The sequence below is a fragment of the Klugiella xanthotipulae genome, assembly GCF_006716695.1.
In the GTDB taxonomy this organism is placed as follows: domain Bacteria; phylum Actinomycetota; class Actinomycetes; order Actinomycetales; family Microbacteriaceae; genus Klugiella; species Klugiella xanthotipulae.
In genome coordinates, this window is record NZ_VFPN01000001.1 from 1320977 (window position 1) to 1341384 (window position 20408).

General features: G+C 65.4%; 23 protein-coding genes. 16 read left to right on the forward strand and 7 right to left on the reverse strand.

Annotated features, from left to right (window positions below):
* Nucleotides 1-39 precede the first annotated feature (39 nt).
* The 12 genes from FB466_RS05965 to FB466_RS06020 all read left to right on the forward strand — a co-directional run bounded on the left by FB466_RS05965 (nucleotide 40) and on the right by FB466_RS06020 (nucleotide 10951).
* Entirely contained in the window at nucleotides 40-1395 is a 1356-nt protein-coding gene (locus FB466_RS05965; protein WP_211344763.1) for an MFS transporter, read from the forward strand.
* Between the two features lie 133 nt (nucleotides 1396-1528).
* Nucleotides 1529-2293, forward strand: a complete 765-nt coding sequence (locus FB466_RS05970) for an alpha/beta hydrolase family protein (RefSeq protein ID WP_211344764.1) — start codon at nucleotides 1529-1531, stop codon at nucleotides 2291-2293.
* Between the two features lie 68 nt (nucleotides 2294-2361).
* Entirely contained in the window at nucleotides 2362-3747 is a 1386-nt protein-coding gene (locus tag FB466_RS05975) for a glycine--tRNA ligase (protein ID WP_141916641.1), read from the forward strand.
* A 3-nt stretch (nucleotides 3748-3750) separates the two neighbouring features.
* Nucleotides 3751-4812, forward strand: coding sequence for a CPBP family intramembrane glutamic endopeptidase (locus FB466_RS05980; protein WP_141916643.1), 1062 nt, complete (start codon nucleotides 3751-3753; stop codon nucleotides 4810-4812).
* On the forward strand, nucleotides 4809-6290 hold the full coding sequence (locus FB466_RS05985; protein WP_141916644.1) for a hypothetical protein: 1482 nt from the start codon (nucleotides 4809-4811) through the stop codon (nucleotides 6288-6290). Before FB466_RS05980 ends, FB466_RS05985 begins: the two co-directional genes overlap by 4 nt.
* Nucleotides 6291-6375: 85 nt before the next feature.
* Nucleotides 6376-6951, forward strand: coding sequence for a hypothetical protein (locus FB466_RS13995; RefSeq protein ID WP_246054536.1), 576 nt, complete (start codon nucleotides 6376-6378; stop codon nucleotides 6949-6951).
* A complete protein-coding gene (locus FB466_RS05995; RefSeq protein WP_141916646.1) occupies nucleotides 6948-7364 on the forward strand; it encodes a phage holin family protein in 417 nt (138 codons plus the stop codon). The genes FB466_RS13995 and FB466_RS05995 overlap by 4 nt, the downstream gene beginning before the upstream one ends.
* A complete protein-coding gene (locus tag FB466_RS06000) occupies nucleotides 7354-7701 on the forward strand; it encodes a DUF3618 domain-containing protein (RefSeq protein WP_141916648.1) in 348 nt (115 codons plus the stop codon). Before FB466_RS05995 ends, FB466_RS06000 begins: the two co-directional genes overlap by 11 nt.
* A gap of 369 nt (nucleotides 7702-8070) precedes the next feature.
* On the forward strand, nucleotides 8071-8850 hold the full coding sequence (locus tag FB466_RS06005) for a uroporphyrinogen-III synthase (RefSeq protein ID WP_425460892.1): 780 nt from the start codon (nucleotides 8071-8073) through the stop codon (nucleotides 8848-8850).
* 68 nt (nucleotides 8851-8918) lie between these two features.
* A complete protein-coding gene (locus tag FB466_RS06010) occupies nucleotides 8919-9419 on the forward strand; it encodes a hypothetical protein (RefSeq protein ID WP_141916651.1) in 501 nt (166 codons plus the stop codon).
* A gap of 92 nt (nucleotides 9420-9511) precedes the next feature.
* A complete protein-coding gene (locus FB466_RS06015) occupies nucleotides 9512-10021 on the forward strand; it encodes a DUF3788 family protein (RefSeq protein ID WP_141916653.1) in 510 nt (169 codons plus the stop codon).
* A gap of 6 nt (nucleotides 10022-10027) precedes the next feature.
* On the forward strand, nucleotides 10028-10951 hold the full coding sequence (locus tag FB466_RS06020; RefSeq protein ID WP_141916655.1) for a ribokinase: 924 nt from the start codon (nucleotides 10028-10030) through the stop codon (nucleotides 10949-10951).
* Nucleotides 10952-10996: 45 nt separating this feature from the next.
* Here FB466_RS06020 and FB466_RS06025 read toward each other — a convergent pair whose 3' ends face one another.
* From FB466_RS06025 to trhO, 5 genes are all read right to left on the reverse strand, one after another.
* Entirely contained in the window at nucleotides 10997-12031 is a 1035-nt protein-coding gene (locus tag FB466_RS06025; RefSeq protein ID WP_141916657.1) for an MDR family oxidoreductase, read from the reverse strand.
* Nucleotides 12032-12094: 63 nt separating this feature from the next.
* Complete coding sequence (locus tag FB466_RS06030) at nucleotides 12095-12913, reverse strand: ABC transporter permease (protein ID WP_141916659.1); 819 nt, start codon at nucleotides 12911-12913, stop codon at nucleotides 12095-12097.
* Nucleotides 12910-13812, reverse strand: a complete 903-nt coding sequence (locus FB466_RS06035) for an ATP-binding cassette domain-containing protein (protein ID WP_141916660.1) — start codon at nucleotides 13810-13812, stop codon at nucleotides 12910-12912. The genes FB466_RS06030 and FB466_RS06035 overlap by 4 nt, the downstream gene beginning before the upstream one ends.
* Nucleotides 13813-13854: 42 nt before the next feature.
* A complete protein-coding gene (locus FB466_RS06040) occupies nucleotides 13855-14625 on the reverse strand; it encodes an isocitrate lyase/PEP mutase family protein (protein ID WP_141916662.1) in 771 nt (256 codons plus the stop codon).
* Nucleotides 14626-14727: 102 nt separating this feature from the next.
* The gene (trhO, locus tag FB466_RS06045) at nucleotides 14728-15681 is read right to left on the reverse strand and encodes an oxygen-dependent tRNA uridine(34) hydroxylase TrhO (RefSeq protein ID WP_141916664.1); all 954 of its coding nucleotides are present in this window, start codon (nucleotides 15679-15681) and stop codon (nucleotides 14728-14730) included.
* 48 nt (nucleotides 15682-15729) lie between these two features.
* Between trhO and FB466_RS06050 the strand changes: the two genes are divergently transcribed.
* A complete protein-coding gene (locus tag FB466_RS06050; RefSeq protein ID WP_141916666.1) occupies nucleotides 15730-16278 on the forward strand; it encodes an acyl-CoA thioesterase in 549 nt (182 codons plus the stop codon).
* An 81-nt stretch (nucleotides 16279-16359) separates the two neighbouring features.
* Here FB466_RS06050 and paaK read toward each other — a convergent pair whose 3' ends face one another.
* Nucleotides 16360-17679: a phenylacetate--CoA ligase PaaK gene (gene paaK, locus FB466_RS06055; RefSeq protein ID WP_141916668.1), complete on the reverse strand. Its 1320-nt coding sequence runs from the start codon at nucleotides 17677-17679 to the stop codon at nucleotides 16360-16362.
* Nucleotides 17680-17705: 26 nt separating this feature from the next.
* On the reverse strand, nucleotides 17706-18128 hold the full coding sequence (gene paaI / locus FB466_RS06060; RefSeq protein ID WP_141916669.1) for a hydroxyphenylacetyl-CoA thioesterase PaaI: 423 nt from the start codon (nucleotides 18126-18128) through the stop codon (nucleotides 17706-17708).
* 124 nt (nucleotides 18129-18252) lie between these two features.
* Between paaI and paaA the strand changes: the two genes are divergently transcribed.
* Genes paaA through paaC form a run of 3 tightly spaced genes read left to right on the forward strand, consistent with a single transcriptional unit; the run spans nucleotide 18253 to nucleotide 20407 of the window.
* Nucleotides 18253-19233, forward strand: coding sequence for a 1,2-phenylacetyl-CoA epoxidase subunit PaaA (paaA, locus tag FB466_RS06065; protein ID WP_141916671.1), 981 nt, complete (start codon nucleotides 18253-18255; stop codon nucleotides 19231-19233).
* A complete protein-coding gene (gene paaB, locus FB466_RS06070; RefSeq protein WP_141916673.1) occupies nucleotides 19233-19538 on the forward strand; it encodes a 1,2-phenylacetyl-CoA epoxidase subunit PaaB in 306 nt (101 codons plus the stop codon). Before paaA ends, paaB begins: the two co-directional genes overlap by 1 nt.
* On the forward strand, nucleotides 19535-20407 hold the full coding sequence (paaC, locus tag FB466_RS06075) for a 1,2-phenylacetyl-CoA epoxidase subunit PaaC (RefSeq protein WP_141916674.1): 873 nt from the start codon (nucleotides 19535-19537) through the stop codon (nucleotides 20405-20407). Before paaB ends, paaC begins: the two co-directional genes overlap by 4 nt.
* The last annotated feature ends 1 nt before the right edge of the window (nucleotide 20408 follow it).

Here is a 20408-nt window from a genome sequence, read left to right on the forward strand (position 1 = left end):
GCGTCGGCGAGCCGACACACCCAAACCGAGGAGCTGTCAATGGCGACAACACTCTCTACCCCGTCCGCCTCATCTGAACGATCCGCACACCCGGCCCCTGCCCGGCGCAGCGGTCTGACCGTGCTGATTCTCTGCTTTGTCACCATCATCTTCGACGGCTACGATCTCGTCGTCTTTGGCTCAACCGTGCCGGCCATCCTTGAATACCCGGCGTGGAGTGTGGATGCCGCGCTCGCCGGTTCCATCGGCAGCCTTGCCCTCGTGGGGATGCTGCTGGGCACGCTCACCGTCGGTGTGCTCACCGACCGCCTGGGTCGGCGACGCATCATGCTGGGCTGTATCGCCTGGTTCTCGCTGTGTATGCTGCTCACCTTCTTTGCTCCCACCGTCGAAATCTTCGCGGTGCTGCGATTCCTTACCGGCCTCGGCCTGGGCGGGGTGGTGCCCACGTGCATTGCCATGACGGTCGAGTTTGCGCCCAAGAGCCGCCGCCAGATCGCCAATGCCGTGATGTTTAGCGGTTACTCGGTGGGTGGCGTGATTGCGGCGATTGTGGCCATGAACTTTCTGGCCCACGTGGACTTCCGCTGGCTGTACCTCGTGGGTGCCCTGCCGCTCGTCACGCTGTTGCCCGTGGTGTGGAAGCTCCTGCCGGAGTCAATCGCCTACACTGCTGCCCGTGGCGACACCGAGGCTGCCCGGCGCACGGCTGGCCGATACGGCCTGGTCTACACGGATATCGTTGCGGAGGCTCCCGTCCGGGACGGGGCCGTCGAGGCCTCCTCCTCAGCGGCCCCCACCAAGGCCGGGTCGAGCCTGCGTGAGCTGTTCACCCGCCGCTGGATTCTGGCGACCATCCTCTTTGCCCTTGCAAACTTCTGCGGCCTGCTGCTCGTCTACGGTCTCAACACCTGGCTGCCGCAGATCATGCGCACGGCTGGCTACGAGCTGGGCGGTGCGCTTGGCTTCCTGCTGATGCTCAACCTGGGGGCTATCGTGGGTGCCATCTCCGCCTCCTGGGTCGCCGACCGGATCGGCGGTCAGCGCGTGGTGATCACCTGCTTCATCCTCGCCTGTGCCTCCATTTTCCTGCTGAGCCTGAACCTGCCGATGGCGGCTCTCTACGCTCTCGTGGCGGTGGCAGGTCTGGGCAGTGTCGGCACCCAAATCCTGATCGGCGGATTCTGCGCCACCTACTTCCCCGTCCGCCTTAACGCCACGGCTCTGGCCTGGTCCCTCGGGGTGGGCCGCATCGGTGCCATTACCGGCCCCATTATTGGCGGGGTGATTGCCTCGCTCCTGCTCGGCTACCAGGTGAACTTCTACGTGTTCGCCGGGGTTGCCGTGTTGGGTGCGGCCGTGATCGCGCTCGTGCCCCGGGCATCACGCTCATGAGCGCTGTATCCATAGCATTGTGGGTATGAGTCAGCGTGAGTGAGAAAATTTCACCGAGGCCGGTCGGGAATCCGCGGTAGCCGGACCCAGACTCACCGTTTCTTACGGCGGTCATCCCGACCAGGTGGCGGATGTGTGGTTCCCCAGCGACACGCATCCGGCACCGCTCGTGCTGCTGTGGCACGGTGGGTTCTGGCGTTCGTTGCATGACCGAGCACATGTTGCTCCGCTTGCCGCGGACCTTGTTCGCCGCGGCTGCGTGGTTGCCGTGTTCGAATACCGGCGTACGGGGGCCGGGGGCGACTGGTCCCACACATTTCAGGACGTTGCAGCCGGGGCGGATGCCCTCCCCGGCCTCATCGAAGCGGCCTTCCCTGGCCGCGTTGACTCGCAGAGCATCGTTTACCTGGGGCACTCCGCGGGCGGCCAGATGGCGCTGTGGGCGGCGGTGCGGCACCGACTCCCCGGGGATGCGGCGGGCTGGCGTCTCGAGCCGCCCCGCGTCTCACGGGTGGTCGCGATTGCACCCGTGACCGATCTCGCCGCCGCCTTCGACGCTGATCTCGGTGCGGGCGCTGTGGCCGAATTGATCGGCGGCAGCCCCGCCCAGTATCCCGAGCGTTACGCGGGTATCGACCCGGCCCGGCTGCCCGCACCGGACGTCCCCACCTGGCTCGTGCACGGCGACGCGGATGACCGGGTGCCGGTGGCAATGTCGCGCGCCTACACCCGAACGCACCTCGGTGGTCGCCCGCAGCAGGGCGGTCTCGACACGGTCCCCGGTGTCGACCACTTCCAGGTGATCACCCCGCCCCACCCGGCCTGGGAACGTGTGGTGGCGCATCTCATCCCTCCACACCCTCGGCCGCACACCACGTCGCCCAGCATGCCCGGGTAGACTAAACGCTCATGCGACCCGGGCTACCCCGGGTCTCCCGTTTTCCCCCTCCCATCATTGGAGTCGCCATGGCCGCAGCCAGCCGTCTTGACCGTGTAATTGCCCTCGCCCGCCACCGAGGATTCGTTTTTCAGGCGGGTGAGATTTATGGTGGTTCGCGCTCAGCCTGGGACTACGGGCCTCTCGGTACCGAGCTCAAAGAAAACATCAAGAAGCAGTGGTGGCGCTACATGATTACGAGCCGGGAGGACACCGTGGGCATCGACTCGTCGGTGATCCTGCCCCGCCAGGTGTGGGAGGCCTCCGGTCACGTCGAGGTCTTCAGCGACCCTCTCGTGGAGTGCACCAACTGTCACAAGCGCTACCGCGCCGACCACCTGGAGGAGGCCTACGAAGAGAAGAAGGGCCACGCCCCCGAGAACGGCCTCGGCGACATTGTCTGCACCAACTGCGGCACCCGCGGCGAGTGGACCGAGCCCCGCGCCTTCTCTGGCCTGCTCAAGACCTACCTCGGCCCCGTGGATGACGAGGCCGGGATGCACTACCTGCGCCCCGAGACGGCTCAGGGTATCTTCGTGAACTTTGCCAATGTGCTCCAGGTGGCGCGTAAGAAGCCGCCGTTTGGTATCGGCCAGATCGGCAAGAGCTTTCGCAACGAGATCACGCCCGGAAACTTCATCTTCCGCACCCGCGAGTTTGAGCAGATGGAGATGGAATTCTTCGTCGAGCCCGGCACGGATGACGAGTGGCACGAGTACTGGATCCAGCACCGCCTGGACTGGTATACCGGCCTCGGCATTAATCCCGAGAATCTGCGTCTCTTTGTGCACCCGACCGAGAAGCTCTCGCACTACTCCAAGGGCACGACGGATATCGAGTATCGGTTCGAGTTTGCCGGCAGCGTGTGGGGAGAGTTGGAGGGTATCGCCAACCGCACCGACTTCGACCTGAGCACCCACTCCACCCACTCCGGTAAAGACCTCAGCTATTTCGATCAGACGAAGAACGAGCGCTGGACACCCTACGTGATTGAGCCCGCGGCCGGACTCACCCGCTCTCTGATGGCATTCCTGGTGGATGCCTACCACGAGGAGGAGGTGCCCAACGCCAAGGGCGGTGTGGATACCCGCACCGTGCTCAAGCTCGACCCGCGTCTGGCCCCCATCAAGGTGGCTGTGCTGCCGCTCAGTCGCAACGAGACGCTGTCCCCCCTGGCGAGGGAGGTCACGGCCGAGCTGCGTCAGCAGTGGAATGTGGACTTTGACGACGCTGGTGCGATTGGACGACGCTACCGCCGCCAGGATGAAATTGGTACCCCCTTCTGTGTCACGGTTGACTTCGACTCGCTCGATGACCGCGCCGTCACGGTGCGCGACCGCGACACCATGCTGCAGGAGCGGGTCCCGCTCGACAAGCTCTATCTGTACCTCGCCGAACGCCTCATGGGTGCCTAAGGAATGACCGACGGTGTGAGTCCGGTGGGGGCCGGGCAGAACCGGCTAGAGTACCACCGGCTCTACCGCGGTCTCCCCCGATATCGGTGGTGGAAGCCACTGCTCGCGGGCATTGTCGCGCTCCTCTACTGCGGTATTGCGAGCAGCACCCTGCTGGCGGTTTTTCTGGTGGTGACCTCGGCCGTGACCTCGGCCACCGGCACGCCGTCCGAATTTTTCCTACCGGATGGGCAGGTGAACCAGGTCGCGTTCAGCGGCATCGACGCGGCGAGCCCGGTGAGTCTCCTGATGAATCTGGGTCTCGTGGCTGTCTGGATGCCGTGCATCCTGCTTGCCCTCTGGACCGTCGGCATCCGCCCCACCGGTCGGATCACCAGTGTGGCGTTCCGCATCCGCTGGCGTTGGCTCGCCTCGTGTCTGTTGCCCGCTGCGGTGGCAACCGCCGCCATGATGGTGCTGGGGGCCGTGGTGGTCCCCGCGATTCAGGGGGAGTCGCTGTTTGCGCCCAGTACGCCACCGGGCACCTTTCTGCTCTGCGCGCTCGTCATCCTGCTGGTAACGCCGTTTCAGGCGGCAGCCGAGGAGTATGCGTTCCGCGGGGGTCTGATGCAGATTATGGGTGCGTGGGTGCGCTGGCGCTGGTTGGCCATCTCACTGCCCACCCTGCTGTTTGCGCTCGCACATAACTACGACATCTGGGGGCTGATTGACGTGGCTCTCTTTGGTATTACGGCGGCCTGGATCACCTGGCGTACGGGCGGTCTGGAGGCCGCGATTGTGCTGCACGCTCTGAACAATATCGCTCTATTTCTGCTGCTGTCGAGCGGTATGAACGGGTCAACGGTGGTGCAGAATTCCACGGGTGGTCCGATCATTCTCACGGGTACGGTTGTGATGATGGCGATCTTTGTGCTGTGGATTGAGCGTCTGCGCCGACGCCAGAGGCTCGTGACCACAGCGGCCCCTGATTCCGAGGGCTCGGGGGCTCCGCGCGGCTGGGCTGAGGCCACTCCGTCCCGCCTGAACCCGACTCGTCCCAGCAACACCCAGGGAGATTTCCGATGAGCCCAGACGCTGCCTCTCCCACTCGAATCGACGCGGCGGAGGTGCGTGAGTGCGATGTTGTTGTGCTGGGTGCCACCCTGTCCGGTTTCGTTGCCGCGTGGGAGCTGTCGAGCGTGGGCCTCAATGTGGTGGTGGTGGATGTCGATTCCGATCCCGAGTTGGACCCCGCCGCACCCACTGCCGGTCCCGCCGCGCAGGCCGCCTCGCGTCTGGCCCGCACGCTTGACCTCTCACTATCCGCCAGCACTGACGCGGAGAATAATCTGCGTGAGTGCCTGGAAAAGCTTGACCTTGCGGGTTCCCTCCACGCATATCCCGCGGTCAATCCCGCCCTCGCGCGTCCCGGTTCAACGCCCGTGTCTCTCGGGTACCCTAACCTTCTCGGTATCCCGGCCTCGCCTCTTGATCGACAGGTGGGCAACACGGTGGGCGCGGGGGCTAGTTTTCGCGCCTATCTTGATCGCCTGATGCCCGTGCTCACGATTGGTAAAGAGCAGTACCTTGGTGGGCTCGTGCGTCGGCGCGTGGGGGGGATGCTTGCTGAGCGCGTTGTCGCACCGCTCGTGCTCGACCGCTTCGGTGTTCATCTGGACGACCTGGAGGTTGCCGCGGCGCTGCCCGGAATCAACGAGGCGATCACCCGCACGGGGTCGCTGACGGGTGCCGTTCTTGCCCGGCATAATGAGCAGGTTGCACGTGAAACAACGTACGCCGTGCGCGGGGGTTTTGGTGAGCTGGCACACCGCCTCGGGGAGCGCATCGGATTTTTCACCACGCCCGTGATTGCAGGTATTCCGGTCGCCCTGGACTGCGACCCGACCCGGGTTGGCCCGGTCTGGGCCCTTCGGTTGGCCGACGAGACCACCGTTGCGGCTCGTGCGGTTGTTGTCGCCAGTATTCTGAACCTCGACCCCATTGATGAGGCGGGGGACTCCGCCGAGAACGAATCGCTCGGGTCGGAGGAACTGCTATTCCCCGGAATGGTTACCGGAATCGCCCCGGCCCCCACATATTCCGTTTTTGTTATACGATGTGAATCCGCGGTACTGGAAACCCTGCCCCCCTACACTGTTGCCACTGAGCACGCCACCAACATCCGCCGGGTGGAACGTGTGTCCCTGCTCTGGCCCGAGTCCGTCACGGATCCCAGTCCCGGTTACGAGACGCTTCGGATCATCCGCACGCCCGATATCGCGCGGGTTGGCACGGCCGAGCTGGCTGGTGAGCTGGGCGATCTGCTGGGGGTGGACATCCCGGAGTCTGCGCTCATAATTCTTGACGCCGAGACCCTCCCTCTTCCCCGCGACCCCGCGATCATTCTGGAGCCGGGTGCTCGGGAGGCCGCCACCACGGCTGATCCGCGACCCGGCTTCCTTCGCGTACCGATATGGCCCGTTGAGGGCACCCTCAGCGACACGATCGGCCTGACGCGTCGAGCCGTTGTTCCACTACGCCGTAGCCTCGTGGGGCTCACATAGTCATTATGGAATATACATCCCCCAGATATAGGACTACGCTGGTAATTCGTGTACAGAGAACACCGAGTGTGAGGATGTTGTGGGCATGAAAGGCAAGATTGCGTTTGTTCTTGGGGCGGCCATTGGCTACGTTCTGGGTGCCCGTGCCGGTCGTAAGAGGTACGAGCAGATAAAGGCTGGGGCCGAGAAGGTGTGGAACACCGCACCGGTACAGGCCGGTGCCACCCAGGTGAAGGGCTTTCTTAACGCCCAGGGTGCGGCCGCGGGATCCGTCGCGGGGGACACCCTCCGGCACCTCGTGTCGCTCATCGTTGAGCGCATCACGCAGCCGCGCAGCCGCGCAGTAGACAGCCGGGCAGCAGACCGAGACGCCGCAACGGTGCCTCCCGGCACCCCTTCCCCCGCCACTCCCGAGCCACAGCCGGTGCGCTCCAGTGGAGCCCCCGGCGAGGCAATACCCGTCGGTGCCGAGGGCTCCGACTCGAGCACGCCCGCCACTCCGGCCGACGAACCCGTTGCGGCACCGCAGAAGCCAGCCGCCAAGAAGACCGCGGCCAAGAAGACCGGCCCTCGTACCGGTGGCCCCCAGCCGTCCGGACCGAAGAAGGGTGGCCCTGTTCGCGGCGGTCAGAAGCCGACAGAGGGTAAGGATAAGAAATGACCGAGCGTCAACAACGCGCTGCCGAGCGAGAATCGCTCTTTGCGCTCCTGACGAAGTTGCCGGCGCAGCTCATCGCGCTGGCTCGCGCAGAGCTCGATAACGCCAAAAAGGAGCTGGCAGGCAAGCTGAAGCGCCTGGGCCTGGGCCTGGGCCTGCTCATCGTGGCGCTGTTCTTCGTTTTTTTCTCACTCGCGTGTTTTGTGGTTGCTGCCATCGCAGGAATCGCCGTTGCCCTTCCCGTCTGGCTGGCCGCGCTCATCGTGGCCGTGGCGCTGCTCCTGATCACGGCGCTCTGCGTGTGGATTGGGATCAAGAGCATCGGTAAGGGTGTCCCCATTCCCGAGAAGACTCTCGACAGCATCGAGCAGGACTTCCGTGCCATGAGCGAAGCGAGCAGGAAAAATGACGAGTAATCCCGAACCCACCTCGGTAGGACGATCCGCGGCGGACGTCGCGGCGGAGGCGCAGGCCTCCCTCGCCGAAGCGGCAACCATTGCTGCTCCCGGTTCGACGGCGGCCGACATTGAGCGCCTCCGGGGTGAGATTGTTGAAACCCTGCGCGAGCTGGAGGACCGGCTTGATGTGGGTAAACGTGTTAACGAGGCCACCGAGCGCGCCACCCTGCGCCTGTCGGAGTTGCGGCGCACCAAGCCGCTGGTTTTTGCCGCCGGTGTCATCAGTGCCGCAGCTCTCGCGGGTTGTGTGGTGTGGGCCGTCGCCCGTAAAATCAGCCGAGACCTGGACCTGTAACACTCGAAGCTGGGGCGCGCCGCCATCTAATCGGGTGGTATGGCCCTTGGTAGTGTCATCACCGAGATGCGCTGCGCTGCGGGCCCGTAGGCTCCCGGGTGCACCGACGGGATTTTTATTGTCGGTGCCCGCAGGGGGTCCCGGCGGGTCGGCCGTTGGCGGCGAACCGCGTCCGGTAGCCTGCGGCACCGCCGGAGCCCGTTGGTGTGGTGGGCTATGCTGATGGGCAACCCCGAGTTGGGCGGGCAGGAATAGTTGTTTTGGCATAGCGGGCAGAACGGGACACAATAGAGGGATGACGAGCGAGGGTTATATGGCGCGATTCGTTAACGGCCACGAGTCGGGCCAGCGAGCTTCTAAGGCTTGCCATTGACGGCCTCAAGTAAGCCACTCACCGGCTGGCGTGTGCTGGTGCCGCGCGGCGGTCCCTGGGGGGATCGTGTCGCCGCGTCACTGCGTAATAACGGTGCTCAGCCCGTGATCGCCCCCCTCATCAACTTTGCGCCAACCGATGAGACCGAGCAATTGGTTGCTGCCCTTGAACGTCTGGCTGCCGGCGAGTTCGCCTGGATTACGGCCACGAGCGCCACGGTGGTGGATGTTCTGGCCCACCACAGTGTCGTCATCCCACCCGAGACGAGGGTCGCAGCCGTGGGGGAGACAACCGCTGCCGCCTTCCTAGCTGCAGGGTACGCCGTCGATATCGCGCCGTCTGGCGATGAGAACACCACCTACGGACTTCTGAAGGAGTGGGATGAGATTCGCCGGGGCACACCGCTTAAGGTGCTGACCCTCCGCTCCAACACCGCTGTCCCCGTGCTCACCAAGGGGCTCTTGGCGCTTGGGCACGATGTCACGCAAGTGGTGGCCTTCCGTACCGTGGGCGTTCCCGTGACCGAGCGCATCCACGAGGATGTCCTCTCGGGCAGGATCAACGCCATCCTGATCACCTCGGGCTCGGTGGCCGAGCAGGTGCGCGACCAGTTCCCCGAGCTGCCCGAGGGCACGCTGCTCGCGTGCGTGGGACCCCAGACCAAGAAGGATGCCGAGGCCCAGGGCCTGCGGATTGATGTGGTTGCCGATGAGCGCACGACGGAGTCGCTTGTGAATGCCGTGGCATCCGTCGCGGATACGGGCGAAGAACACTAGCTCACCTTTGCGTAACATACCCAGGGCCAAGTCTCGACCCCGACCCGATCTGAGGGCAGACTAGAGGCATGGCAAAATTGCGTGTGCATTCGGATCGGGTTGAGATCCACCTCTCTCCCGTCGAGAAGGCGTTATCGTTCCACACCAAGGACATCGTGATCAGGCGGGCAGACATCACGTCGGCGGTGATTACGGACGAGCCCTGGGGCTGGATCCGCGGGGTACGTTCCCCCGGCAGCATCACCCCACGCACGTTTGCCTACGGCACGTGGAAGTTTTATGGGGGCAAGGATTTTCTGCTGCTGCGTGGACGCCGCCGCCGCGCCGTCGTGATTGATATCGACGTGGCGGAGGAGGACCCGCAGGATGGTCCCAGTGCCGTGCAGATACTGGCCGAGGCACCTGCCGCCGTGCCCGCGGACGGCCTGGAGATGGAGCCGGAGTCCGGTGCGGAGCTGGGTCGATTCTCCCGCATTATCATCTCGACCAACCACGCTACCCAGCTCGTCACCGCCCTGCGGTTGAGCCATGATGACGATGTGAGTATGCGGGTTCCAGGCAAACCGTAGTCGCTGCCTGGCTCGGTGCTTTCGCACATACCGCCGATACGACTGGTAGCGTTGAGCCCGCCGACCCGGCCGCCGACGAGAGGACACCCCGCATGGTTGTGAGCGTTTTTGGAGCAAAGGAGCGCGAGCCCGGCGAGGAGGCCCTGATGTCGATTCTGGCGGAGTCGGCCGGTCTCTGGACCGGTCTCAAGCGCGCGATTGTGCGGGAGTACGGTCGTGGCGGCGTAGAGGTGCACTTCCAATGGAAATTCTACGGGGTTTCTTCCGGCTGGGTGGTGAAGGCTGTCCGTCGCGACCGCACACTGTTCTATATGGTGCCCGCCGCCAACTCGGTGGAGACCATTGTGGTCTTTGGTCGGGCGGCGGCCGATGACGCCGAGCGACCCGGTGCGGGTGCCCCGGCGGATGCCCCCGACGATGCGATGCTGCCGGATACAGTGCTGGACGCCATCCGCGAGGCCCCCGAATACGTGGAGGGGCGTTCATTCCGGGTGCCGGTCGCCTCGCCCGAAGACATCGAGCTGGTGTTGCGTCTGGTGCGCATTAAGCTCGGTGCGGGGCCGGACCGTCCCGGGTTTGTGGCTCCCGACGACGGTGCCTAGGCTGCCGTGACCTTCACACAGATTGCCGTGATCGGTTCGATTAACGTTGACCTGCTCCTGACCGTCGCGGAGCTGCCGGGGCCCGGCGAGACCGTGCTGGGTTCTGGCGGTGAGGTGTCTCCCGGCGGGAAGGGGGCGAACCAGGCGGTTGCGGCGGCCCGGCAGGGTGCATCCGTGCGCGTCCTGGGTGCCGTGGGTGGTGACGCGAACGCCGGGGTGGCGTTGAGCTTATTGGCGGATGCCGGGGTTGACCTCACCCACATTGCTCGCCTCGACGGGCCCACCGGCCTGGCCGTGGTTTCGGTTGACGGTCACGCCGAAAACTCTATTATTGTTGTCCCGGGGGCTAACGCTCTCGTGACGCCCGCGCACGTTGATGCGGCACTTCCCGACCTGATCGAGTGCGTGATCGCGGTGTTTCAGGGAGAACTGCCCGTCGATACACTCGACCATGCCTCGGCTGTGCTCCCCGGGGACGTGCGCCAGATCCTCAACCTCGCCCCGGTGGTGAACGTTGCGCTCGATACCCTCCGCCGTGCCGACCCGCTCATCGTGAACGAGGGCGAGGCCGCGGATGTGTTGAGGATGCTGGGGCACGAGCTTCCCCACCCAGTACTCTCCTCGCCCCTCAGTTCTCCCCTCGATACCGGCCGTCTCCGCGCCGAGGCCCTTGTGAACGCCGGATGCCGCTCCGCAGTCGTCACCCTCGGTGCGGTCGTGCGTGATCGCGGGGTGACCACGGGCATCCCGAGCACCCCCGCCGTGTCGGTAGACAGTACGGGCGCGGGGGACGCGTTTGTGGGCACCGTGGCTGCGGGGCTTGCCGCCGGGCTCACCCTGGTGGAGGCGTGCGGGCAGGCCTCGGCGGTTGCGGCGGTATCGGTGCAGAGCCCGGGGGCGCAGACCTCCTACCCGTGGGCGGTGCGCTAGGCCTCGGCTGCATCCTTCCCCGCCGGCGGCGCAGGTTTTAGCCCGTCACGCGGTTCCCGGCCCCACCCGCACCGCGATTCGCCCGCGCACCTGTCCGTTGGCGAATGCTCCCGCGCGGCTGAGTACCTCATCGAGCTCGATCTCGACAATAAATTGTCCGAGTGCCTCCTCGTCAAACGCGTCGGCCAGGTAGTCCCAGGCGCGCTGGCGCTGGCGGAGCGAGGCATCCACCGAGTTGATTCCCCGCAGGGTGACGGCGCGCAGGATGAACGGCATGACGGTCGCGGGGAGGTCAACGCCCTGGGCCAGGCCGCACGCCGTGACGATACCGTCGTAGCGGGTCTGGGCGAGCGCATTGGCGAGTGTGTGGCTGCCGACCGAGTCGATGACGGCCACCCAACGGGCCCGTTGCAGTGGGCGGTCGCCCGGCGCACCCAACTCGCTGCGGTCGATAACCGTGGTCGCGCCTAAGCGTCCCAGGTACTCGGCCTGCTCCGTCACGCGGCCGGTTGAGGCGACCACCTCGTAGCCCGCGTGGCGCAGGAGGGCGATGGCCACCGAGCCCACGCCGCCGGCGGCACCGGTGACGAGTACGGGGCCGTCATCCGGCGCTACTCCGTGGTCTATCACCGCGAGTACCGACAGGGCCGCGGTAAACCCGGCCGTACCGAGGCCAGCGGCCCAGCGTGCGCTGCGCTCCTCCGGCAGGGCAACCAGGTGTTCCCCGCTCACGAGGGCGCGCTCGGCCAGTCCGCCGTGGTGCGTTTCACCGAGTCCGGCTCCGTTCAGGATGACGCGGTCGCCCGCGACCCACGACCCGTGCTCGCTCTCGACCACCGTGCCCACGAGGTCAATACCGGGCACGAGCGGCAGGGTGCGGGCCACGCCGGGGCTGCCCGCGAGTGCCAGGGCATCCTTATAGTTGAGGCTCGAGTAGTCCACCGCCACCCACACATCGCCGCCGTGAACGCTCAACTGGGCCGCCGTCAGCTCGGCCAGTCGGGTCGTCGTCTCGGGTGTATCCTCCGGGCTACCCGGTGTTTTATCGACGTACAGGGCGCGGTAGGTGGGCTTGGTCATGGTGTCCTTTCGCCGCGCGTGCGGGGGTAGGTTATCGGTCGAATGGTGTGGGCCCGCAGGGATCTAGGTGACGTCGCGTCGCCAACTCACCAGGTACCCGGCGCATCCCGTGACAAGCGCGAGCCCCAGGAGCACGAGGGCACCCTGCCACCAGTCGAGGGTGTTCGTGGCCCCGCCGGTCATGGTGTAGAAGCTGGTACCCACGAGCGCGTCGCTCGCGGCTCCCGGCAGGAATGCGCCGATCCCGGCGCTCCACTCGGTGAGCGTGGCGGCGAAGCGCAGCAGCGGCTCGACAAACTGCGTGAATGCGAGTACGACCGCGATGACCGCGATCTGGCTCGGGATGAGCGCGCCCAGCCCCACGCCGATCGCGCCCCACAGGGCGAGGGCGAGCAGCATCCGCCCAATGAGTGCCCACGTGTCGGACTCGCCCAGCAGGGGGTCGGACCCGAAGAGCGCGAGGATACCCCCGCCAAGACCCACCGACGCTACCACCCCGAAGGCCCCCACGACGGCACCCCACAGGAACATCGTGATGGCCTTGGCCGTGAGAACCACGGCGCGGTTGGGTGTGGCCAAGAAGGTGGGGTTAACCGTCTTGTGGCGAAACTCCTGTGTGACCGAGACTGCGGCAAGAATGAGGGGGAAGACAAAACCGAGCGAGCTGGCAAACGAGTAGATCAGGGGCGGGTCGAGCGGGATGCCCTGCCCGCTGATCGCCTCGCTGTCCAGGAGGCCCGAGTCTGCCGCCCCCGCGATCCCCGCGAGGCTGGCGGCGGTGAACGCCACGTAGACGAAGACGACCAGGCCGAGGATCCACCACAGGCGGGTGCTCGTTACCTTACGCATCTCCGAGCTTAGGGCTCCGATCAGGCTGTTCATGAGAGACCCCCGTCGTTGATCAGGGAGAGGAAAGTGTCTTCCAGTGTGGTCGCGTGTCGATGCAGCGAATGAAGTTCGACCCCGGCAACGAAGGCCGCGTGGCCAACGGCTGCGGTATCTCCGCCGTTGACAATCGTGCCCTGTCGGCCCGCGTTGAACGTGAATCCGGCCGCGGTGAGCGCCGCGGCAAGGGCGGGCCGGTCGGGTCCGTCCACAATCACCCACGACGCGCTGCGGGCCTCCAACTCTGACAGCGAGCCCGAGTAGACGAGTGAACCGCGGCGGATGATGAGGGCCTCGTCAACCGTCTGCTGCACCTCGCCCAGCATGTGTGAACTGATGAGTACCGTGCGGCCCTCGCTGGCCAACTCGCGCAAGAATGTGCGGATCCAGCGGATGCCCTCCGGGTCGAGCCCGTTGATGGGCTCATCGAGGACCACCACGGCCGGATCGCCGAGCAGCGCGTAGGCGAGGCCGAGCCGCTGGCGCATTCCCAGCGAGTACCCGCCCACGCGTCGGTCGGCGGCATCTGTAAGCCCCACCTGGTCGAGCACCACCCCGATACGCGCGTTCGGGAGGCGCGCCGCTCGCGCGTACACGTCGAGGTGGTTGCGCCCGCTGCGCCCCGGATGGAAGCTGGCCGCCTCCAGCGCCGCCCCCACCGTGTGGAGGGGAGTGCTGAGGGAACGGTACGGGGTGCCGCCGATTGTGGCGGTGCCGGTCGTCGCACCGACAAGCCCCAGCAGGATGCGCAGGGTTGTGGTCTTTCCGGCCCCGTTGGGCCCCAGGAATCCGGTGACCCGACCGGGCAGGACCGTGGCGGTGACATCATCTACCGCCGTCACCCCGCCAAACCTCTTGGTCACACCGTGAAACTCGATGGGTAAGCCGTCTGCCATAAAATCCCCCTGGGGACAGGTCGATAGTGGATCAGGTCGTGGTTAGTTTAGTGGCAGGGTGCTGCTCGGCACCCCACCCTCGCCGTAAATGTCCAGGGCAAGGTTATGCAGTGCCGTGAGGGCCACCCGCTGTGAGAGCGGGCCGTAGGAGATCCGGCCCACACCGAGCGCCTCGTACTGGGAGGCGGTCGGCAGCCCCGGAAATCCGAGCACGCTGAGCTTTTGCGGCCCCAGTCCGGCCACCAGGGCCTCGGCAATGGCTGGGGTGATCGCCCCCGGCACAAACACCGTCGTGGCCCCGGCCTCCAGGTAGGCGTGCCCGCGCTCGATGGCGTCGGCGATGATGACCTCCTCGGGGCGGTCGCCGCCCAGGACAAACGCATCCGTGCGGGCGTTGAGAACAAAGTCGATGCCCTCGGCATGGCCTGCCGCGATGATGGCCTCCACAGTGGCGACAGCCTCGGAGAGTGGTACCAGGCGGTCCTCCACGTTAGCCCCCACCACCCCGGCCCCGATGGCGCGGCGCACGGTCTCGGCCGGGGCCCCGTATCCGTCATCGAGATCGGCGGTGACGGGCAGATCGGTTGTCGCGACGATGCGTTCCAGGGCCGCGATGGTGAGATCGAGGGGGAGCTTGCCGTCCTCGTATCCGTGGCTCGCGGCGATGGAGTGCCCGGCCGTGGCCAGCGCCTTCGTTTCGAAGAGGTCGCCGACAACGCGCGCGCTGATGGCATCCCATACATTGACAACGCGCAGAATTTCGGGGGCTTCGTGCAGCGCTCGCAGAGTGGCTGCCTTGTCATGAATAGTCATGCGGTCAGCTTAGGCAGCCCCACCGACAATAACCAGGGCGGGATGCTCGAATGACGTTTCTCTACGTGCGGGGATACGGTGACATCCCGAGGTCGGTTCCGGCTAGACGTGGTGGGCGGCGGCCCCGAGATGCTCGGCACACGTCGTTGTCGCCGCGTGTTCCGGGCACACCACGCGCTGCACGCGGCAGCTGGGCTCTGTGCAGTTGTGCATATTTTTGGTGGAGGTTGCGCAGACGTAGCAGCGACCGATGACTCGTGTATTGGCGCTGAAATCCAGTGAGACGCGGTTATCGAATACGTAGAGCGAGCCCTCCCACAGGCCCGAATCGCCAAACGTTTCGCCGTAGCGCACGATGCCGCCGTCGAGCTGGTAGACCTCGTCGAATCCGCGGTTTTTCATCAGACCACTCAACACCTCGCAGCGGATGCCCCCGGTGCAGTAGGTCACGACCGGCTTGTCCTTCAGATGATCGTACGCGCCGCTGTCAAGTTCGCGGATAAAATCGTGGGTTGTGGCGACCTCCGGCACGACTGCCCCCGTAAACTTGCCGATCTCGGCCTCAAACGCGTTGCGTCCGTCAAAAAAGACGACCTCCTCGCCCTTCTCCGCGACGAGGTTGTGTAGTTCCTGCGGGGTGAGTTTAGCCGCCCCGCCGACAACGCCGGTGCTGTCCACGAGGAGCTCCTCTGGTGCACCAAAGCTCACGATCTCTTCCCGAACCTTCACGCTCAGTCTCGGGAAGTCGGTGCTGACCCGCCACGGAGCCTGTCGGTTGCGCCCGTGTAGCTTCTGCTCGGGTTCGGGCAGGAACCCGGATCCAGTGCTCCACTTCTCGTCCAGGTGACGGAACGCGGGATGTTCCTGCGTGCGCCGCAGGTACAGCTTGCAGGCATCCAGTTCGCCGCCGACCGTGCCGTTCATCCCATCCTTCGAGATGATGATGCGCCCGCGCAGCCCGAGCGAATCGCACAGCTCTCGCTGCCAGAGACGGATGGCCTCGGGGTCGGCGAGGGGTGTAAATACGTAGTAAAGCAGGATCTTGGGAACAGCCATAGCGCCGATTTTACGCGGTGTCGGTGGGTCCGCGTATCCTTGTGCCCTATGAACATGATTCTCCGGCTGCTGCTGCTCACGCTTCGCTCCCGTCGCGGCCCGCGCCTGGGGCCCTGGGACCTGACGCGCACACGTTTCCGGGTGAAGCTCACCGATCTGGACATCCTGCACCACATGAATAACGGTCGGTACCTCTCGATCATGGACCTGGGCCGACAAGACCTGATGATTCGGTCGGGGATGTGGCGGAGACTCGGCGAGCTCGGCTGGTACCCCGTGGTGGTGGGTCAAACCATTTCGTACCGGAAGTCGCTCACCCTGGGCCAGGTTTTTGTGGTCGAGACGCGCATTGTGGGTCACGATGTGAAATCGTTCTACCTGGAGCAGCGTTTTGTGGTCCGCGGTGAGATCTACGCGCGTGCGTTTGTGCGGGCGCGGTTTCTCAAGAAAACGGGGGGCACGCTCACCGCCGCCGAGGTGGTCGAGGGGTTGGGGGTTGCCGATATCCCTGAGGGTCGGATGCCGCAGTGGGTTCAGGACTGGTCGGACGCCTCAACCCTGCCCCCGACGCGCGCGGCTGCCCCGTCGGAGTGGTAGACGGGGCTGAACGGGTCTTCTAGCGTATGAGCGTGTGACCCGGAACTCCCACCACACCCGCCACCAGCGCTCGCGCGGCCCTTACCGCAGGTCCCGAACCCGGTTCAGCTTCCCCGCGCTGCGCTCCAGCACGCCGGGCTCCTCCACGCACACCGTCACCGAGGTGCCAATCTGCTCCTTCACCTTGTGTACGAGTTGCCGACCGGCCTCCTCGCACTCGCTCCCGGTTGCTGAGCTGCGGCGTTCGATGCGCACCAGCAGCTCATCCATGCGGTGCGGTCGGGTCAGTTCCAGGACAAAGTGGGGGGAGAAGGGGGTGAGGTTGAGCACAATTTCTTCGATCTGCGTGGGGAAGAGGTTCACCCCGCGCACGATCAGCATGTCGTCGTTGCGGCCGGTGATTTTTTCGATGCGGCGCATTCCCGGTCGGGCGGTGCCGGGGAGGAGGCGGCTAAGGTCGCGCGTGCGGTACCGGATGACCGGGAAGGCCTCCTTGGTGAGCGAGGTGAAGACCAACTCGCCCAGCTCACCGTCGGCGATGCCGCGCCCGGTCTCACCGTCAATAATCTCGGGCAGGAAGTGGTCCTCCCAGATGTGCGGCCCGTCCTTCGACTCCAGGCACTCGCTGCCCACGCCCGGCCCCATCACCTCGCTCAACCCGTAAATGTCGAGGGCATCGAGATCGAGGCGCTGCTCCAGTTCGGTCCGCATCTGGTTGGTCCACGGTTCGGCCCCCAGCACGGCGGTTTTCAGGCTCGTGGCGCGCGCGTCGATGCCGGACTGGGCCATCGCGTCCGCAATTGTGAGCAGGTAGGTGGGGGTGCACATGATGACATCGGGCTCAAAGTCTTGGATGATCTGGATCTGCCGTGTCGTCTGCCCGCCCGACACCGGGATTACCGTGGCCCCCACCGCCTCAATTCCGGAGTGCGCCCCCAGACCGCCGGTGAACAGGCCGTACCCGTAGGCGTTGTGTACCTTCATTCCGGGGCGCACGCCCGCGGCTCGCAGCGAGCGGGCGACGAGGCCCGACCAGATGTCGAGATCGCCGGAGGTGTAGCCCACAACGGTCGGTCGTCCGGTGGTGCCGGAGGAGGCGTGGATGCGCGCCACCCGTTCCATCGGTACCGCAAACATCCCAAACGGGTAGGTCTGGCGGAGGTCCTCCTTGGTGGTGAAGGGTAACTTCTCGACATCCTCCAGGCTGCGGATGTCGTCGGGGTGCACCCCCGCCTCGTCAAACTTGCGGGTGTACAGGGGAACGTTGGCGTACGCGTGGCGCACGGTCTGTTGTAGGCCCGAGAGTTGTACCTCCCGGATCTCGTCGCGGGAGAGGCGCTCGTTGGCGTCGAGCTCGTCGCGCGTGGGGGCGTGAAGTCGGGATGCTGTCGTCAGTGACACGGTTTTCCTCCTGGAAGGGGCGAAGGTCAGGCTGTGGTGGGGGTGGACATGGTGGTGGTTCGGCTGCGGCCGCGGAATTCGGCGACAACGTCACCGGTCTCGTCGGTGACCCGCACGTCATAGATTCCGGAGCGTCCGCGCTGAACGCGGACCTCGGCCGTTGCGGTGAGTGTCTGTCCCTTTCGTGTGGCCTTGAGGAACGTGATGTCGGCACCGGCGGCGAGTGTCACATTGTCGTTGAGGTTGCAGGCGATGGCAAACGCCGTGTCGGCGAGGGTGAAGACGTAGCCGCCGTGGGTGACGTCGAAGCCGTTAATCATGTCGTCCCGGATAGGCATTGAAATTGAGACGTTCCCGGGAGTATAGCCGTGAACCGTGATACCGAGTGCGGCGGTGGCCCGGTCGCGGGCGATCATTTTCTGGTTGGCGTCATGGGTAACGTCTGTCATGGGTTCTCCTCGTTGAGTTCCGTGTGCGACCGGTGGCTGATGGTGCGTCATTACCGGATCCTGTGGAAAGATCATATACTAACTGAACGATCGGTTGGTAAATTCACGAAACCAGGAGTCAACGATGACCATTTCTCTCCCCACCCGCCCCATCGGGGGTGACATCTCCGCGGAGGAACAGCAGTTCAACGACCTCATCGCCCAGGACTCGCGCATTGAACCGCGCGACTGGATGCCTGAGGCGTACCGCAAGACCCTCATCCGCCAGATTGCACAGCACGCACACTCCGAAATTATCGGGATGCAGCCGGAATCCAACTGGATTCTGCGCGCCCCGAGCCTCAAACGCAAAGCGATCCTGATCGCCAAGGTGCAGGATGAGGCGGGCCACGGTCTCTACCTCTACTCCGCCGCGCAGACGCTCGGCGTTGGCCGCGACGAGATGACCGAGCAACTCATTGCGGGTACGGCACGCTACTCATCCATCTTCAACTATGCGACCCCCACCTGGGCCGACATGGGCTCCATCGGGTGGCTGGTGGATGGTGCGGCCATCTGCAACCAGGTTCCCCTGTGTCGCGCATCCTACGGCCCATACGGCCGCGCGATGGTGCGCATCTGTAAAGAGGAATCCTTTCACCAGCGGCAGGGCTTCGAGATCCTGCTGGAACTGATGAACGGCACCCCGGAGCAGCGCCAGATGGCCCAGGAATCCGTCAACCGCTGGTACTGGCCCGCGCTCATGATGTTCGGCCCGCCCGACGACGACTCACCCAACTCGGCACGATCTATGGCGTGGAAAATCAAGCGCTTTTCAAACGACGAGTTGCGTCGACGTTTCGTGGGGATGCTCGTGCCGCAGGCCGAGGTGCTGGGGCTCACCCTGCCCGACCCCGACCTGACATGGAACGAAGAGAAGCAGGCCTACGACATGGGCCAGCCCGACTGGGACGAGTTCCACGAGGTACTCGCCGGCCGGGGCCAGATGAACGCCCAGCGGATGCAGCGCCGACGCGATGCCCACGACGAGGGCGCGTGGGTACGGGAGGCGGCGGCGGCCTACGCCGCACGACAGTCAGCAACAACAGAAAGGGTGGTGGCCTGATGTCCACACCGGGTGTAACAAGCAACGAAGTGTGGCCCCTCTGGGAGGTCTTCGTGCGGGGAAGTCGCGGCATGAGTCACGTACACGTGGGCTCGCTGCACGCCCCCGACGCGACAATGGCGGTGCGCAACGCACGCGACCTGTATACCCGACGCAACGAGGGGGTCTCCATCTGGGTCACCCCCGCGGATGCGATCACCACGAGCGACCCGGACGCCAAGGGCGCATTCTTCGAGTCCCCCGCGGGTAAGAACTACCGGCACGCCATCTACTACACGCGCAGTGAGGGGGTGAAGCACCTATGAGCACCACAACCGGAACACCACCCGCAGCCGGTGACACCACGGCGGCGACCCTCACGAGTGACGAGCACGGCAACATCGAACTGGGCAAGCTCACCCTCGCAGCCGAGGTCATCGGGCAGGGCACCGTTGCCCCACCCGCGGTGGCCGAGTACGCGCTGTGGCTGGGCGACGATGCGCTCGTTCTCGCCCAAAACCTGGGCTGGTGGATCTCCCGGGCACCCGAGCTGGAGGAAGACATCGCGATCGGCAATATTGCGCTCGACCTGATCGGGCATGCGCGCTCGTTCCTGTCGTACGCGGGGTCGGCATCCGGCCGCACCGAAGACGAGATGGCGTATTTTCGCGGCGAGGAGGAGTACCGCTCGGCCCAGCTTTTTGAGCAGGCCAACGGCGACTTTGCCCACACGATAGCCCGCAACTTTATTGCGGGCTGCTTCCAGCACGCCCTCTACGAGCGCCTGCAGGGCTCCCACGATGAGACGCTCGCGGCGATTGCCGCCAAGTCGATCAAGGAGGTGGACTACCACGTGGACCACGCGACCCAGTGGGTGCTGCGGCTCGCGGGCGGCACCGCGAAGTCCCGCCGCCGCCTGATCGTGGGCTTCGCCGACGTCTGGCCCTACGTTGACGAGCTCTTCCGGGACGAACCACTCAACGACGAGTTGGCGGGTGTTGCCGTGCGGCAGTCTACCCTGCGCCCCGCCTTCGACACGAGGGTGGCCGCGGTGTTTGCCGAGGCAGAACTGGAGGTCCCCGTCGGCTTCACCGCCACGGGTGGCGGCCGAGTGGGAAAACACCACGAAACCCTCGGCCCGCTGCTCGCCGAGATGCAGGTGCTCGCCCGCCAGTTCCCCGGTGCGGCGTGGTAGC

Coding starts and splice junctions, on each gene's coding strand:
- FB466_RS05985 (WP_141916644.1), top strand. CDS start 4,809: ATGAGCCCAGACGCTGCCTCTCCCACTCGAATCGACGCGGCGGAGGTG.
- paaC (WP_141916674.1), top strand. CDS start 19,535: ATGAGCACCACAACCGGAACACCACCCGCAGCCGGTGACACCACGGCG.
- FB466_RS06025 (WP_141916657.1), bottom strand. CDS start 12,031: ATGACCAAGCCCACCTACCGCGCCCTGTACGTCGATAAAACACCGGGT.
- FB466_RS06000 (WP_141916648.1), top strand. CDS start 7,354: ATGACGAGTAATCCCGAACCCACCTCGGTAGGACGATCCGCGGCGGAC.
- FB466_RS06030 (WP_141916659.1), bottom strand. CDS start 12,913: ATGAACAGCCTGATCGGAGCCCTAAGCTCGGAGATGCGTAAGGTAACG.
- FB466_RS13995 (WP_246054536.1), top strand. CDS start 6,376: ATGAAAGGCAAGATTGCGTTTGTTCTTGGGGCGGCCATTGGCTACGTT.
- FB466_RS05995 (WP_141916646.1), top strand. CDS start 6,948: ATGACCGAGCGTCAACAACGCGCTGCCGAGCGAGAATCGCTCTTTGCG.
- paaA (WP_141916671.1), top strand. CDS start 18,253: ATGACCATTTCTCTCCCCACCCGCCCCATCGGGGGTGACATCTCCGCG.
- FB466_RS05975 (WP_141916641.1), top strand. CDS start 2,362: ATGGCCGCAGCCAGCCGTCTTGACCGTGTAATTGCCCTCGCCCGCCAC.
- FB466_RS06040 (WP_141916662.1), bottom strand. CDS start 14,625: ATGACTATTCATGACAAGGCAGCCACTCTGCGAGCGCTGCACGAAGCC.
- paaB (WP_141916673.1), top strand. CDS start 19,233: ATGTCCACACCGGGTGTAACAAGCAACGAAGTGTGGCCCCTCTGGGAG.
- FB466_RS06015 (WP_141916653.1), top strand. CDS start 9,512: ATGGTTGTGAGCGTTTTTGGAGCAAAGGAGCGCGAGCCCGGCGAGGAG.
- FB466_RS05980 (WP_141916643.1), top strand. CDS start 3,751: ATGACCGACGGTGTGAGTCCGGTGGGGGCCGGGCAGAACCGGCTAGAG.
- FB466_RS06035 (WP_141916660.1), bottom strand. CDS start 13,812: ATGGCAGACGGCTTACCCATCGAGTTTCACGGTGTGACCAAGAGGTTT.
- FB466_RS05965 (WP_211344763.1), top strand. CDS start 40: ATGGCGACAACACTCTCTACCCCGTCCGCCTCATCTGAACGATCCGCA.
- paaI (WP_141916669.1), bottom strand. CDS start 18,128: ATGACAGACGTTACCCATGACGCCAACCAGAAAATGATCGCCCGCGAC.
- trhO (WP_141916664.1), bottom strand. CDS start 15,681: ATGGCTGTTCCCAAGATCCTGCTTTACTACGTATTTACACCCCTCGCC.
- FB466_RS06010 (WP_141916651.1), top strand. CDS start 8,919: ATGGCAAAATTGCGTGTGCATTCGGATCGGGTTGAGATCCACCTCTCT.
- FB466_RS06050 (WP_141916666.1), top strand. CDS start 15,730: ATGAACATGATTCTCCGGCTGCTGCTGCTCACGCTTCGCTCCCGTCGC.